Origin of the sequence: Rheinheimera sp. MMS21-TC3, assembly GCF_032229285.1 — a bacterium.
Classification (GTDB): domain Bacteria; phylum Pseudomonadota; class Gammaproteobacteria; order Enterobacterales; family Alteromonadaceae; genus Alishewanella.
In genome coordinates, this window is sequence record NZ_CP135084.1 from 1,348,065 (window position 1) to 1,363,190 (window position 15,126).

The following is a 15,126-nucleotide window of genomic DNA, read 5'->3' on the forward strand; positions in this document are numbered from 1 at the left end:
AAGCTAATAAAAAGGCACCTTAGGGTGCCTTTTTTTATACTGACTTTACAAGCAAATAATGCTTAATTAGTAGCTGCTGAAAACTGTAATACCACTCGGTTATTTTTAAACAGCTGCAGTTTTTTACCATTAATTTCAGCGCGATCTGCATTTTGCAGGTTTTCTAGAAAGCGTTGCTCTTCTTTATTTCCTGTTGTGCAGACTTTACGTGTGCTCGCCAAAGGTTGCACATTTAATAGGCTAGCCTGTTGCTTATACTTGCCACTAAAGTTGTTACAACCGGAAAAGCCATAAACAGTATCAGTATCTGTAAAAACCACTTTAATTTTTAATTGTGCTGGAATTTTACTATTGGCAAATTTATCGGCACGCCACACTATGCCTTTGTAATTATCTGGTGTCACATTTTTTGCACAATTAGCTTCTGGCCAAAACTGGTCAAATGAATCTATAAATAACTGATTAGGCTGTTCATCTTGGCCTTTACGACCAACTAGCGTAGCAATAACGGCCTGATGTTTTAATTTATGATTTTGCTGGTACTGGCGCATTACTGGCAAATGATGTTGGGTGTTAGCCACGGTAAAAGATTCACCAGTTGTACAGCTAGTAAAGGTCGCTATATTATTATGTAATTGATAACTGCCTAATAAAGCTTGGCGAGTATCTAGCTTCTTGAACTCAGTATCACGCGGTAACTGGTATAAAGGGTTATTAAGAATAGGTTGGCCATTTAAACCCAGCATAGTAATTGTATTGGGGGTTACAAAGTGAAAACCAGGTAAGTTCTCTTGCTGATTAACTAAATGTAAATTACGGTTTTCTAACAGCCAAATACCTTTAACTATGTTTACATAGTCACGCTCTAAGTATTCTTGACGAGCTTCAAAGCGGCCATCGCGAAATAAATTAATATGATAGCTAATACCAGGACAGTCAGCACAAGGTAGTACCCCGATAAAAGACATATCCGTATTAATGGTAATAAGCGTTAACTCTGTTGGCTGCTCTGGTATTGCCGTCGCTGTAGTAGATGAGTCATCAAGAGCAGGAGTTGTAGTTTGATCAACTTTCTGCTGCTCGGGTTCAGGTTTATTTACCGCAGCGGGAGATAGTTTATCAACTGATGGCGGTAAAGGTGTACAAGCGGATAATAATAGCGCGCTAATTAATAAACGCTTTTTCATCTAAAATTCCTAAGTAAAATTTTTATCATTATATCGGAAATATTTAATAGGATTAACTAATAAATACCTATTAAGGAATAGAGTGGATAATTTGCCGTAATTTAGCAGCACTGTCTTCTGGGTATTGCTGCATAAAGCAATGATCACCTTCAACTTGTTCAAGTATTACAGCAGAGTTACGTTTTTGCCATCGGTTAACCGCAGTCTTAATAAAACTATAGCTGTGTTTAGCATAAAGTATAAATACGGCTGGGCAAGGTTTAGCCAGTTGCTGCCATAATAGCTTGGGGTAAGATGAAAAAATTTCAGCTTCGCGCTCTGGTAAACATTTTAAACTTAAACCCTCAGCCGATGGCTTTAACGCATGATCGACATAAGCGGCCAGAGACTCGGGCTGCCAATGCTTAAACATACCTCTATTTTTGAAGTAAGCTAAGGCTGTTTCACGATTTGGCCAATGTTGTCTGCGCCGTAAAGCTGCTTTAGCTAAAGGATTTCTATGATACAGCTTAATGCCATTAAGTGTTGCCATTACAGCAATCATGGCCGGTGTAAATAATACCGGATCTAATAAAATAATAGCCTTAAAAGGGCTAGGTTGTTCGCTGTGTATTAGCGCCGTAAGTACGCCGCCAAAGCTATGACCAACACCAAATACAGCAACCTCAGGATACAAGTCGGCATGAGCTAACCAGGCTTGTTTTGCATAGTCTGCACTTAGATTCCAGCCAACAAAGCGTCCACCATGATCGCTATCGCCATGGCCCTGTGCATCGGATAAAAATAAATCAAAATCGCCAACTAGCTGCTGCAGCATAGGTTGGTACATGGCGCTACAAAAGCCATTACCATGTAATATATGTAGCACAGGCTTGCCACTTGGTTTGCTACGCTCTCCCCTTAAAATAAAACCAGAAGCCGTAGTAAAAGACCAAGGTATTAATTGCATAAATAGAATTCCTTTAGTCAGTTTTAAAGTGTAACGAGTTTATTTAGTACCAAATAGTTTATCGCCGGCATCACCTAAGCCTGGCAAAATATAACCCTGTTTATTTAAACCTTTATCTATAGCTGCAGTATATAAAGCGACATCAGGATGGGCTTTTTCTAAAGCAGCAATGCCCTCAGGAGCTGCAACTAAGACTAAGGCTTTTATGTGTTTAGCACCATGTTGTTTTAATAAATCGATAGTGGCTATTAGTGAACCACCGGTGGCTAACATAGGATCAATGATTATCGAGAGTCGCTTATCAATATCTGCTGCCAGTTTATTAAAGTAAGAAACAGGTTGTAAGGTTTCTTCATCTCGATAAATGCCAACGACACTAATACGGGCGCTGGGTAACAGCTCTAATACACCATCTAACATGCCTAAACCTGCCCTTAATATTGGCACTATAGTGACTTTTTTACCTTGAATACGTTGCACTTCAATAGGGCCATTCCAGCTTTGAATGGTCACGGTTTCAGTAGCAAAGTCTTTAGTGGCTTCATAGGTAAGTAAACTGCCTAGCTCGTTGGCTAATTGTCTAAATTGTCGAGTACTAATATCAGCAGCGCGCAATAGACCAAGTTTATGTTTAACTAGGGGGTGATTTACTTCAACCAATTTCATGTTTTTGTTATCCTCGAGCTAATATTACTAACCTGTAAGCTTTATTGGTAGTAATGGTAAGAAAGCCGCTAATATCGATGCCTAAAACCAGTAAAGGCTAATGCATTATACAGTAGCAAACAAATTTAAATTATCATCTTAACAATAATCATAAATGGGATATTACAATGCGAATTAATATGGTCGGCTGTCTATTTGCAGTATTTTTGTTAATTGGAGGGACAATGGCACAGGCAACACAATTAGAATTAGCCCGATTATTTGCAGATCCTGCTTTAAGCGGTACTACTCCTCGCTCTTTGGCTATGGCACCAGATGGTAGCCGAGTGACCTATTTAAAAGGTAAGGCTGATGACGCTGATAGATTAGACCTATGGGAGTATCATATTAAAGATGCAGAGCATAGGCTGTTGGTTGATGCCGATAGTTTAGTGTCAGGGGCAGAAGTATTATCGGATGAAGAAAAAGCACGCCGGGAAAGAATGCGTTTATTTGCCTCTGGCATTATTAGTTATAGCTGGTCCAAAAATAGTGATGCCTTATTGTTCCCATTAAATGGTGATCTTTATTATTACCAATTAAGTACGGCTAAGGCGCAAAAACTGACCGACACCGATGAATTTGAAACTGATGCTAGCATTTCGCCTACAGGTAAAAAAGTGGCCTTTATACGCCAGCAAAACCTGTATATTTTAGATATTGCAACAGGTAAAGAAACCCAGCTAACCCACGATGGCGGTGGTGTTATTAAAAATGGGATGGCCGAATTTGTCGCGCAAGAAGAAATGGATCGGATGACAGGCTATTGGTGGTCGCCTGATGATAGCAAAATTGCTTTTACCCGTATTGATGAAAGCGCAGTTGCCGAAGTGGTGCGCAATGAAATTTACGCCGATGAAATAAAGCTGTTTAATCAGCGCTATCCTTATACAGGTACGGCAAATGTTAGTATTAAACTTGGCGTGATTGATCTTAATACGGCAAAAACGACTTGGATCTCGCATGGTGAAAATGACGATATTTATCTACCACGGGTGCAGTGGACAGACTCTAGCCGTTATCTAAGCTATCAGTGGCAGAATAGACAACAACAACAGTTAGAGCTGCGTTTAGTTGATTTAGCCAACAATAACCAACAGCAAACCTTAGTAACAGAGCGCAGTGATACATGGCTGAATTTACACCATGACTTGTATTTTTTGCACAATAACAGCGGCTTTATTTGGGCTTCAGAGCGCGATGGCTTTAAGCATTTATATCATTACGACTTTAGCGGTAAGCTTATTCGTCAGTTAACGCAAGGCGACTGGGTGGTCGATGAAGTAGCTGCAATTGATGAAGCTAAAGGCCTGCTCTATTTTAGCGGCCGCAAAGATACGCCATTAGAGCGCCATTTATATCAAGTTAGTTTAAAAAGTGCAGATATTAAGCGCTTAACTGAAGCTAATTATGATCATGCTGTGGTTATGCCAAAGCAAGCGAATAGCTTTATTGATAGTTATTCTAATGTAACCTCACCGAGTAAAGTGGCGCTTAGAGCTTTAGATGGCAAAGTCCTTACTTGGTTAGAGCAAAATAAGCTTAACGCTCAACATCCACTTACTCGTTATCATAGCGATTTAGTGGCGCCTAAATTTGGTACGCTTAAGGCTGAAGATGGTCAAACATTACATTATCGGTTATTTGCACCTAAGCAATTTGAGAAGGGTAAACAGTACCCTGTTATTGTTAGTGTTTATGGCGGACCCCATGCTCAACGGGTAACTAATAGCTGGAGTGCGCGAGATCTCTATTTACATTATTTAGTTCAACAAGGCTATTTAGTGTTTCAGCTTGATAATCGTGGTTCTTATAATAGGGGTAAAGCCTTTGAAGACCCAATCTACAAAAACTTAGCCAGCATTGAAATTGCCGATCAAATTTGCGGCGTAGAGTATCTACGTACTTTACCTTATGTTGATGCTAAGCGTATTGGCATCTATGGCCATAGCTATGGTGGCTATATGGCCATTATGGCCATGTTTAAAGCCGGTGATTACTTTGCTGCTGGTGTTGCTGGCGCTCCGGTAACAGATTGGGCTTTATATGACACTCACTATACCGAGCGCTATTTAGGTCATCCTAAGCAAAATGCACAAGGCTATAAACAAAGCGCAGTGTTCCCTTATGCCGATGGTTTAAAAGGTGGCTTATTAATTTATCACGGCATGGCAGATGACAATGTGTTATTTACTCATAGCACTAAGTTATATAAGCAATTACAAGATAAAGGCTTAAGCTTTGAAATGATGAACTACCCAGGCAGCAAGCATTCTATGTTTGGCCAGCCAGTACAAACCCATTTACATCAAACGATTACTGAGTTTTTTAATAAACACTTTATGCAGTAATTAACAAAACAAACACTCAGTATTCAATACCAAGTTCCTAGGCTGCTATAGCTGCGACTAGGCACTTGGTATTCTTAGTGCCTACCATTATTATCTTTACAGATTAATAAGACTAATAACCCTAGCTTAGCTCTTGACAGGACTTAACTTCAAACGTACATTTAAAACACCTGTTTAAATCACGGTGAATTGGATGTCTGCAAACCAAAGTACCCAGCAAAAAATACTTGATGCTGCGCAAAGTCTGTTTGCTGAAACGGGATTTAATGGTACCTCGTTGCGGCAAATTACGAGTTTAGCTGAAGTTAATTTAGCAGCGGTCAATTATCATTTTGGCTCCAAAAAAGAACTGATCCAAGCTGTATTACAGCGCTACCTAGTAAAGTTAATGCCAAGATTAGAGCAAGAATTCTCGGTATTACTAACCAGCAAGTCACCGGTATCTATAGATAAGGTATTGTCTGTATTTGTTCAGCCATTATTAGAGTTAAATAATATCTATCCACATGGTACGCAAATATTTTTACAGTTATTAGGCCGTAGTTATACTGATGTGCAAGGCCATTTGCGCTGGTTTTTTAATCAGCAATATGGCCATGTTTTGTCACAGCTTACCAAGCTTATGCAGCAAGCTTGCCCAGATTTACCAGCGAGTCAGTTATTTTGGCGGCTACATTTTTCATTAGGTACTATAGTTTTTACTATGGCCTCTAATGAAGCTTTAACTGAAATAGCTGAAGCAGATTTTAAAGAAAAAATAGATATAGAAGGGGTGATTTTACGTTTGCTTCCTTACTTATCAGCGGCTATAGCAGCCCCAAACCCTATTGTTACTCCAAAAAGTCAAACCTTGCCAATAACGGCAAGCGAAGGAAGGTAATATGATCGTATTAATAGTTTTATTAGTTGTAATAGCAATAGTTTTTGGTGTGCCAGATATTCGCCGAAACTTTATTACTAAACCTATTTTTAGTATGTTTAAACGCATTTTACCGCCGTTATCTGATACCGAGCGCGAAGCTATGGAAGCAGGTGATGTCTGGTGGGATGGTGAGCTTTTTAAAGGTAAACCCGATTGGAAAGTTTTACATAACTACCCTAAGGCTGAGTTAAGTACAACAGAGCAAGCCTTTATGGATAATCAGGTTGAAACTTTATTAGCCATGCTTGATGACTATAAGATCGTTCAAGAAGATCGTGATTTACCGCAAGAGGTTTGGGATTATATTAAGAGCGAAGGCTTTTTCGCCATGATTATTCCAAAGGCCTATGGTGGTCGTGAGTTTTCAGCTATAGCTAACTCTACTATTGTTTCACGTATTGCTACGCGTAGTATCTCGGCTGCAGTTACCGTTATGGTGCCAAACTCATTAGGCCCTGGTGAGTTACTTATGCATTATGGTACCGAAGAGCAAAAACAGCAGTGGCTACCAAGTTTAGCTAAGGGGACTGATGTACCTTGTTTTGCTTTAACTGGCCCTGAAGCTGGCTCTGATGCTGGTGCTATCCCAGATTTAGGTATAGTTTGTAAAGGCGTGCATAACGGTGAAGAAGTTATTGGGATCCGTTTAAATTGGGATAAACGTTATATTACTTTAGCACCTATTGCGACTGTGTTAGGCCTAGCCTTTAAATTGCAAGATCCAGAAGGCTTATTAGGTGATAAGCCTGATTTAGGTATCACTTGTGCCTTAATTCCAACTAGCCATCCAGGCGTTGAAATTGGTGACCGCCACTTTCCTATGAATTTAGCTTTCTTAAACGGTACTACTTACGGTAAAGATGTATTTATTCCGTTAGATTGGATTATTGGTGGTCCTGATTATGCAGGGCGCGGCTGGCGTATGTTAGTTGAGTGCTTATCGGCAGGCCGCGGTATTAGCTTACCAGCATTAGCGACTGCTACGGGACATGTTGCTACACGTATGACAAGCGCTTATGGCTTTGTCCGTCAACAGTTTGGCTTGTCTATTGGTAAGTTTGAAGGTGTACAAGAAGCCATGGCACGGATAGGTGGCTTAACTTATAGCTTAGAAGCTATGAGGGTAATGACTGCTGGTGCTATTGATATGAATTTAAGCCCAAGTATTGTTACAGCAATTGCCAAATATCATATGACTGAAATGTCGCGAGTAGTAATGAATGATGCCTTTGATATTCATGCTGGTCGTGCCATTCAGCTTGGGCCAAAAAACTATTTAGCGCATGGCTATATGGGCATACCGGTTGCGATTACTGTTGAAGGTGCGAATATTCTAACTCGCAACCTAATGATTTTTGGCCAAGGTGCAACTCGCTGCCATCCTTATGTGTTTGCAGAACTTGAAGCTGCCTCTAATCCTGATTCTGAACAAGGTTTAAAGCAGTTCGATGGCTTATTAGTTAAGCATATAGGTTTTGCTTTAGGTAATACGTTTGGTGCTTTATGGCAAGGTATAACGGCTGGGGCATTTAATAGTGCGCCGGTGTCAGGTGAAACCGCACGTTACTATAAACAGCTTAGCCGTATGAGCCGAGGCCTTGCTTTGAGTGCTGATTTCTCAATGCTTATTTTAGGTGGTGACTTAAAACGCCGTGAAATGCTTTCAGCAAGATTAGGTGATGTATTAAGTCAGTTATATATAGCATCGGCCGTATTAAAGTTCTATGAAGATAATGGCCGTCAGCAATGTGACTTACCTTTTGTTCACTACAGTATTCAACTAGCTTTATTTGAAATAGGTCGTGCTTTTGACGGTTTCTTTGCCAACTTCCCAAACCGCTTTGTGGCTAGATTATTAAAAACATTAATCTTTCCATTTGGTATTGGCTATAAGATGCCTAAAGATCAAGTTGCGGTGGATATTTGTAATGCGCTAGCCAAACCAGGTGTATTGCGGGATCGTTTAACACACTTATGTTATATCGGCGAGTCAGAGCAAGACGCAACAGGTTTAATGGAACGGGCATTTATTGCCATGTATCAAGCTCAGCCTCTGATGAAGAAAATTTCACAAGCGCAAAGAGAAGGTACTTTAGAGCGAAAACTACCACTAGCCCAAACGATTGAGCAAGCATTAGTAGCTAATATTGTCACTGCGAAGGAAGCAGAGCAGCTGCAAAAAATGAACCTATTACGTTTTGATGCCATTAGCGTGGATAGTTTTAAAGCAGGTGAATTAACCGCTACCGGTTTAGGCGATAAACATTAGTTTTAACTATTAGCAATCATAAAACGCCAGCAGATGCTGGCGTTTTTAATATATATAGCATGAAGTTAAATAATTAATGCTAGTGTGGTGCGATTAAATAATCTTAAATAAAAGCACAAGTAAACCATAAATTCATCTACACTTAAGCTATGTAAAAGCTGTAATGGATATAATATGGATAACTTATCTTTAGCTGAAAATTTTGATCAATATTTTGAAGTTAAATTTGCTAATACCAAGCAGTTGCGTGAAGAATCCTATCGGATCCGTCATTCGGTATATTGTGATGAGCTAGAATGGGAACCTAAGCAACAAGATGGTAAAGAAAGCGATGAGTGTGATGATTATTCTTTCGCATTGTTGCTAGTACATAAAAGAACAGGTCAATATGCTGGTACAGCGCGCTTAGTTATCCATCCACCTAATGAGCCTGATAAAAAACTACCTTTTGAGCAACACTGCCTATCTTCTATCTGGTCTGAAGTCATTAATTTAGCAGACTTTCCTCGTGGTGGTTTTAGTGAAATATCACGGCTGGCTGTACCTGAAACTTTTCGCCGCCGTGCCGGTGAAAAAAACATGCCTTTTGTGATAAATGACATTAGTTTACAGTCAGATGTATTTTCTGAAGAAGAGCGTCGTAACTTTCCTAATATTGCCATTGGGTTATATTTAAGCATTATAGCTTTAGCTGAAATGTGCTTACATTTAGCTATGTTTGTAGTAGCAGAACCACGTTTAAATAAGCGACTTAATCGCATCGGCTTTTTATTTGAACAGATAGGTGATGAGCATGATTTTCATGGTAATAGAGCATTGTTTTACTTGCCAAGAGAGAAGTTTACTTCAGAGCTTAACCCAGAAATACTGGAACTATATTCTTTACTAGAAAAACAATTGAAGCAGCAGATGTTCTTGCTTCCTTATCTTAATAGATAAAAGGGTTATCTTTATGACGAATGCTGCATTTAATTACTTTAATGCCTTTTCACGAAATATTGGCTGGTTAACGTTAGCGGAGCAAGCACTATTAGCGACTAAAACCGTCGCTATAGCGGGCTGTGGTGGTGTAGGGGGAGCACACGCGGTAACACTGGCCAGATTGGGAGTGGGCCGTTTTCACTTGTCTGATTTTGATAGTTTTGAAATTGAAAACTTTAATCGCCAAGCAGGGGCAAAAATGTCAACACTGGGCGAGTCTAAATTAGATACAGTGGTCAAAATGGTTTTGGATATTAATCCAGAAGCTTATATTAGTACTTTTTCTGAAGGTATTAATGAGCAGAATATTGAAGAATTCTTAAGTGGGGTTGATGTCTATATAGATGGTTTAGATTTTTTTGCATTAAAAATAAGAAGTTTAATGTTTAAAAAAGCTTATGCTGCAGGAGTGCCAGCTATAACTGCTGCCCCGCTAGGTATGGGGGTATCTAATTTAAACTTTTTACCTGGAAAAATGACCTTTGAAGAGTATTTCCTATTTGATGGCGCTAGCGAAACAGAGCAGTATTTACGTTTTTTTGTGGGTTTATCACCGGCAAGATTACATAGCGCTTATTTAGTTGTACCAGAAAGTATTAATTTACCAGAGAGGAAAGGGCCATCCACTATTATGGCCTGTGAGCTTTGCGCGGGCGTCGCCGCTACGCAAGCTTTAAAGCTGATGCTAAACAGAGGTAAAGTATTAGCCGCGCCACGATGTTTACAATTTGATGCTTATCGTAATAAGTATGTTGTTAGCTGGCGACCTTTTGGTAATGCTAACCCCATTAATAAGTTAGCTATTCATTTAGGTAAAAAGCATTTACTTAATCAAGCGCCTCAAGCTGCAGCAAAAGTTGCACCTGAAACTGATCCGTTATTGTATGTATTAGATAAAGCTCGTTGGGCACCTAGTGGTGATAATACGCAGTGCTGGCGTTTTCGCCGTACGGGCGATTTAAGTTTTGATATTTTAGCTAATGACACCCGTGATCACGTCGTTTACGATTTAAATGGTTTTGCTAGTAATATGTCGCATGGCGCTCTGCTGGAGACGATTCGATTAGCCGCGACTGAACGAGGCTTTATAGCGCAAATAATTGCTACCGATCGCTCAGTACCAGAGCGGCCAATATATCAGTTAGTTTTAGAACCTGTTTCTGAGCTGAAAGTTGAACCCTTGGCTGCCTATATAGAAACTCGGACGGTACAGCGCAAGCCTATGGGAACAAGAGCGCTTAGCACAGCAGAGAAACAACAACTAGAAGCTAGCTTGCCTGCTGGCTTTAAAGTGCATTGGTTTGAAACTAGAGCTGAACGCTGGCAGTTTGCTAAATTAATGTATGGTAATGCTTATACTCGGCTAATAATGAAAGAAGGCTACGATGTTCATAGCCAAATTATTGATTGGAATAAAAAATTCAGTGAAGACAAAATTCCAGAGCAAGCATTAGGAGTTGATGTTGTTACGGCCAAAATGATGAAATGGGCGTTAAAAAGTTGGCAAAGATTTGAGTTTTTAGCTAAGTATATGGGGGGTACTATAGCGCCCAGAGTACAGTTAGACTTTATGACAGCCTTGCGCTGTAGCGCACATTTTGTATTGTATACAACAGATGAAACACCACTTACATTACCGCATCAAGTAGAAGCAGGTAAGGCATTACAGCGATTTTGGTTAACTGCAACAAAGCTACATTTTGGCTTTCAGCCAGAGCAAACACCAGTATTGTTTTCAACTTATCTAAGAGATGGCCTAGCTTTTAGTACTAACGAAAAAGCAACTGAAAATGCACGTAAAATGGATGCTAAGTTACAACAGTTATTACCTGAAACTGTATTTAAGAATAAAGTGTTTATTGGTCGGATAGGCCGTAGCGAACATCCGGAATCACGCTCAATCCGTTTACCTTTAGCAAAATTAATGGTTGAGTAAAGCTAGTTTAAATATTTAATAATAAAAGAGTTAAGACATAAAAAAACCACCTTAAGGTGGTTTTTTTGTTAGCAATTAAGCTTAACTTTTACTGCGACGGCTTAAACGTAAACCTAATAACCCTAAACCCAACACCGCTAAGCTTGCAGGCTCTGGTACTGAGAATGTTTGGTTACCATCATGGCGAATTTCAAAGTGCTGAGTTGAACCCGGAATACCATTATAGTCTGGCGATAAACCAATAATGTCTTGTAATGTTACTATTAAATCTGAATATACCGCATTATTACCAGCAATATCGTTACCGTTGTAGTAGAAGTAACCTGGGTTAGCAGTAAACTTTAATTTAATATCACATGAACCAACACCAGTAATGCGGGTTAAACAATCACCAGACACAAATGAGAAAGTACCTAAGTTTGTTGCTGTACCAGCATCAAAAGCACCGCTATTTACTGTTGTGTCAGCCCAAAGAGTGGCATTACCACCAGAGAATAATACATCAATTAATGAGCCAGAAGCTTCTGCAGTACCACTAAACATATAGTCTAAATACATTTCATAATTTGTTGGTATATAGTTTGGTGAACCAGTGTTTTTAAAGTTAACCATTAAGCTTTGGCCAAACTCCATAAAGGCATCTGGACCACCGAAAATTGAACCATTACCGTTTGTATCGGTTTGGGTAACATTGGCTGTATCTGGATCCCAGTCAATCTCATTGAACATCGTTGAGCCTGAACCACCGAAACTGCTGTCGTCAAACGTAATGACCGAGGCATTAACGTTAAACGCTGCCGCTCCTGCTAATGCTAATCCTGCTAATAGCTTTTTCATAATAAATTCCTTAATAACGTTACAATGACAAGTTTGGGCGTTTCAGCCTTCAACTTACTCTCTTCTTAGTAATGCATAGCCTATGCCATAGTTTAAAGTTTGTATTTATCAATGACTTATCTTTTTATACTTTAAGATTTTGGTAAGAGTGTAAAAAAACATGACAACTAAAATTAAAAAAGGCCTGTTGTAACAGGCCTTTTAAAATTGTAAATTAAATTAATTTTAAGGCAGTAACTTCTCTAAGTCTGATTTACGCTTTAATAACGCTACGTCATTAATAGCTAGCTTATTTAACACTGAGGCTGCTTGTTGAGGTTTGCCTGATTTAATTAAGGCTTCAGCATAGTTTAAGGAAACTTCAGCGTTATTAGACCTTACTTGTAACGATTGCTCAAACGCTGTTATAGCAGCAGCTAAGTTATTTTGTAATAATAAAACTTTACCATAAGTGTCCAGCACATCGGGATGTTTAGGCGCTTGTTTTAACGCTCTCTCAATATAGACTTTTGCTTTATCTAGCTGATTATCTTCAGCGAGTACCCATGCATAATTATTTAGTACAATATAGTTATTGGGCGATTCTTCAAGAATCTCGTTATACAGCTTAAAGGCTTTATCTTGATCAGATTGTAGTAAAAGGTTGGCATAAAATACCTTTAAGTTACCTTTAACTGGGTGGGTAGCAAAGTGTTGTTCTAAAAATTGAATGGCTCGTTTATACGAATACTGTTTAGAGTATATTTCGGCAATATACATTGCTGTTTCGTCACTAGGTGCTAATAAATAGCTTTGATTAAACAGCTCTAACGATGGTGGAATTTGCCCGTCAAGAAAAGTGACTCTCGCTTTTATAAATAAAATATCAGCCTGATTAGCCGCTTCTTTATCTATTGCATCAAAGGTTTTTAATGCGGTTTTATAATCTTTATTTTCAGCTAGAAAAATAATTTTACTTTTTAACAGCATTAAATTATTAGGGAACTTTCTTAGTTGCTTATCTAGTACTGAGACGGCTTCATTAAAGTTTTTGTTTAGGGCTAAGCCATTAGCATAAAAGAAAGCTGCGTGTAGGTTGTCAGGCGTCAGTTTATACCATTGGTCACTTAGTTTAATAACATCTTGGCTATGATTTAACTTTGCGTGAGCGTCAATTAATGTGGCCCAATAACCGCTTGGTGCATAGTCACGATTAATGGACTTATGCTCAAGTAAATCAATTACTTTTTGATAGTTTTGCTCTTGATGGTACATTTTAGCAACAGTTAAGCGTAAATTATTGCTTTCTGGGGCATTATCTAAAATAGATTGACCTTGAACTAACGCCTCTTTAGCTTTACCTTCAGTTTTAGCAAAGGTGTAATATTGCTGTAATGCTGGGACGTAAGTAGGGTGAAGCTGCATTGTTTTTAACAATAAGGCATTGGCTTTATCGTGATCTTTTTCTGAATAAGCCACTATGGCTTGCAACAGCATAGTAAAAGGATTATCAGCTTTAGATTGCTCAGCCTTAGTTAAAAACACTTTGGCATTTGTTGTATCATCTTGCAGTAATGCACTATAAGCTTTTAGATTATAACCAACAATAGCTAGTTCTGGATCATCTAACCACTCATCAGCAAGGGCTGAAGCTTTGGCATATTCATGTTGTTTTAGATAACTAATAGCTAACACTATTCTAGCTTGGTTTTGGCTTGGGTCTAATAGTAGTGCTTGTTCTAAGTCGCGCACCCCCTGCATTTGTTGGCCACCTAAGCCTAATTTAAGCATACCTAAAGTAGTTAAAGAGGTGACATCACCTTTAGCGCTTTGCTCATACTTATCAATTAGCTGTTCTGCTGCGGTATTTGAGCCTTGCTTGATTAACTGAAAAGAAGTGTTTGCCAGTAATTTAAGATCAAGATTGTCAGCAGATTGGTTAAGAAGAATATCTTTTGCTTCATCTGTTTGGCCGGCTTTTAATTGCAAAGAAGCATAGAGACTCTGTAGTGGTGGATACTTAGCTAAATTAGCTTGGATACTGTCTAAATGGTAAATAGCTTGGCTTTCTAAATTAAGTTTAAGCGATGATAGTGCTGCAATAATACGGGCGCTATCTGAGCGCAAGCCATTATTAATAGCCTTTTCTGCATGCTCTTTTGCTAGAGTAAAGTTTTCTTTATCATACTCTAATACGGCTTTTAAATAGTTAGCAAGAGGCTGGTTAGGATAAGCTTTTAGCAATAGTTTCAACTGATTATCTGCTAAATCGTATTGTTCTGTTTTAACTAGACTTTGGGTTAACATTAATCGAGCAAGAATATTATTGGGAACAATCTGCAAATACTCTGTAAAACTGTCGATAGAAGCTAAGCTGTCTTCTTCAGCTAATTGCGATCTGCCCTTTAAAAATAATGCTTCTTGATAAATTAAACTCTCTTTAGTAATGCTGTCGGCAGTACTTATAGCTTCTATATTATTACGATTAGCAATTAAAAGATGGGCTTGAGATAAAGCGGCAATATCGGCAAAGTCTTGTTGCGTTGAAAGCTCTGTAAATAAAGAAATAGCGCTATCAGCGTCACCTAACTCTAATTCTGATAATGCCTTATATGTTTTAATATATAGGGCTTGTTCAGCAGTTATGCTGTTATCTTCCGTAAATAGCTCTAACACATAAGAGTGATTACCCGCTTGATATGCACTACGGATTAATGGAATTGCGACTATTTGGGTTTCAACACCTAAAGAGAAAGCTCGTGTTAACTCTTTCTCTGCCGCAACAGAGTCACCTATTTTTAAATATAATAAGCCTAAGGCTAATCGATACTCTTTATTCTCTGGTGCTTGCTGAATAGCAGATTTAAGCTCTATAACAGCAGAGCTATATTTTTGTTGCTGAATAAAGCTTTGCGCATCTGTATAATGTTCAGCAGCTTCTTTACCGCCACATGCTGTTAATAATGACAGCATTAAAGCGGCGGCAATAGTAGTAGATTTTTTCATTGTT

At 38.8% G+C, this 15,126-nt stretch carries 10 protein-coding genes; 5 read left to right on the forward strand and 5 right to left on the reverse strand.

Going from position 1 to position 15,126, the window contains the following annotated elements:
• Positions 1 to 62 precede the first annotated feature (62 nt).
• The 3 genes from RDV63_RS06765 to upp form a co-directional block, all read right to left on the reverse strand.
• Entirely contained in the window at positions 63 to 1,187 is a 1,125-nt protein-coding gene (locus RDV63_RS06765; RefSeq protein ID WP_313908744.1) for an META domain-containing protein, read from the reverse strand.
• A 70-nt stretch (positions 1,188 to 1,257) separates the two neighbouring features.
• Positions 1,258 to 2,136: an alpha/beta hydrolase gene (locus RDV63_RS06770; protein ID WP_313908745.1), complete on the reverse strand. Its 879-nt coding sequence runs from the start codon at positions 2,134 to 2,136 to the stop codon at positions 1,258 to 1,260.
• 39 nt (positions 2,137 to 2,175) lie between these two features.
• On the reverse strand, positions 2,176 to 2,802 hold the full coding sequence (gene upp, locus RDV63_RS06775; RefSeq protein ID WP_313908746.1) for a uracil phosphoribosyltransferase: 627 nt from the start codon (positions 2,800 to 2,802) through the stop codon (positions 2,176 to 2,178).
• Positions 2,803 to 3,026: 224 nt separating this feature from the next.
• Between upp and RDV63_RS06780 the strand changes: the two genes are divergently transcribed.
• The 5 genes from RDV63_RS06780 (at position 3,027) to RDV63_RS15265 (ending at position 11,300) form a co-directional block, all read left to right on the forward strand.
• The gene (locus tag RDV63_RS06780; RefSeq protein ID WP_313908747.1) at positions 3,027 to 5,192 is read left to right on the forward strand and encodes a S9 family peptidase; all 2,166 of its coding nucleotides are present in this window, start codon (positions 3,027 to 3,029) and stop codon (positions 5,190 to 5,192) included.
• Between the two features lie 193 nt (positions 5,193 to 5,385).
• On the forward strand, positions 5,386 to 6,072 hold the full coding sequence (locus tag RDV63_RS06785; protein ID WP_313908748.1) for a TetR/AcrR family transcriptional regulator: 687 nt from the start codon (positions 5,386 to 5,388) through the stop codon (positions 6,070 to 6,072).
• Between the two features lies 1 nt (position 6,073).
• Positions 6,074 to 8,383, forward strand: a complete 2,310-nt coding sequence (locus RDV63_RS06790) for an acyl-CoA dehydrogenase (RefSeq protein ID WP_313908749.1) — start codon at positions 6,074 to 6,076, stop codon at positions 8,381 to 8,383.
• 174 nt (positions 8,384 to 8,557) lie between these two features.
• Positions 8,558 to 9,322, forward strand: coding sequence for a PEP-CTERM/exosortase system-associated acyltransferase (locus tag RDV63_RS06795; RefSeq protein ID WP_313908750.1), 765 nt, complete (start codon positions 8,558 to 8,560; stop codon positions 9,320 to 9,322).
• A 13-nt stretch (positions 9,323 to 9,335) separates the two neighbouring features.
• Positions 9,336 to 11,300, forward strand: a complete 1,965-nt coding sequence (locus RDV63_RS15265; RefSeq protein ID WP_409934824.1) for a ThiF family adenylyltransferase — start codon at positions 9,336 to 9,338, stop codon at positions 11,298 to 11,300.
• Between the two features lie 81 nt (positions 11,301 to 11,381).
• Here RDV63_RS15265 and pepA read toward each other — a convergent pair whose 3' ends face one another.
• Both pepA and prsT read right to left on the reverse strand, forming a co-directional pair.
• Complete coding sequence (pepA, locus tag RDV63_RS06805) at positions 11,382 to 12,137, reverse strand: flocculation-associated PEP-CTERM protein PepA (protein WP_313908751.1); 756 nt, start codon at positions 12,135 to 12,137, stop codon at positions 11,382 to 11,384.
• Between the two features lie 225 nt (positions 12,138 to 12,362).
• On the reverse strand, positions 12,363 to 15,122 hold the full coding sequence (gene prsT, locus RDV63_RS06810; protein ID WP_313908752.1) for an XrtA/PEP-CTERM system TPR-repeat protein PrsT: 2,760 nt from the start codon (positions 15,120 to 15,122) through the stop codon (positions 12,363 to 12,365).
• Between the last annotated feature and the right edge of the window lie 4 nt (positions 15,123 to 15,126).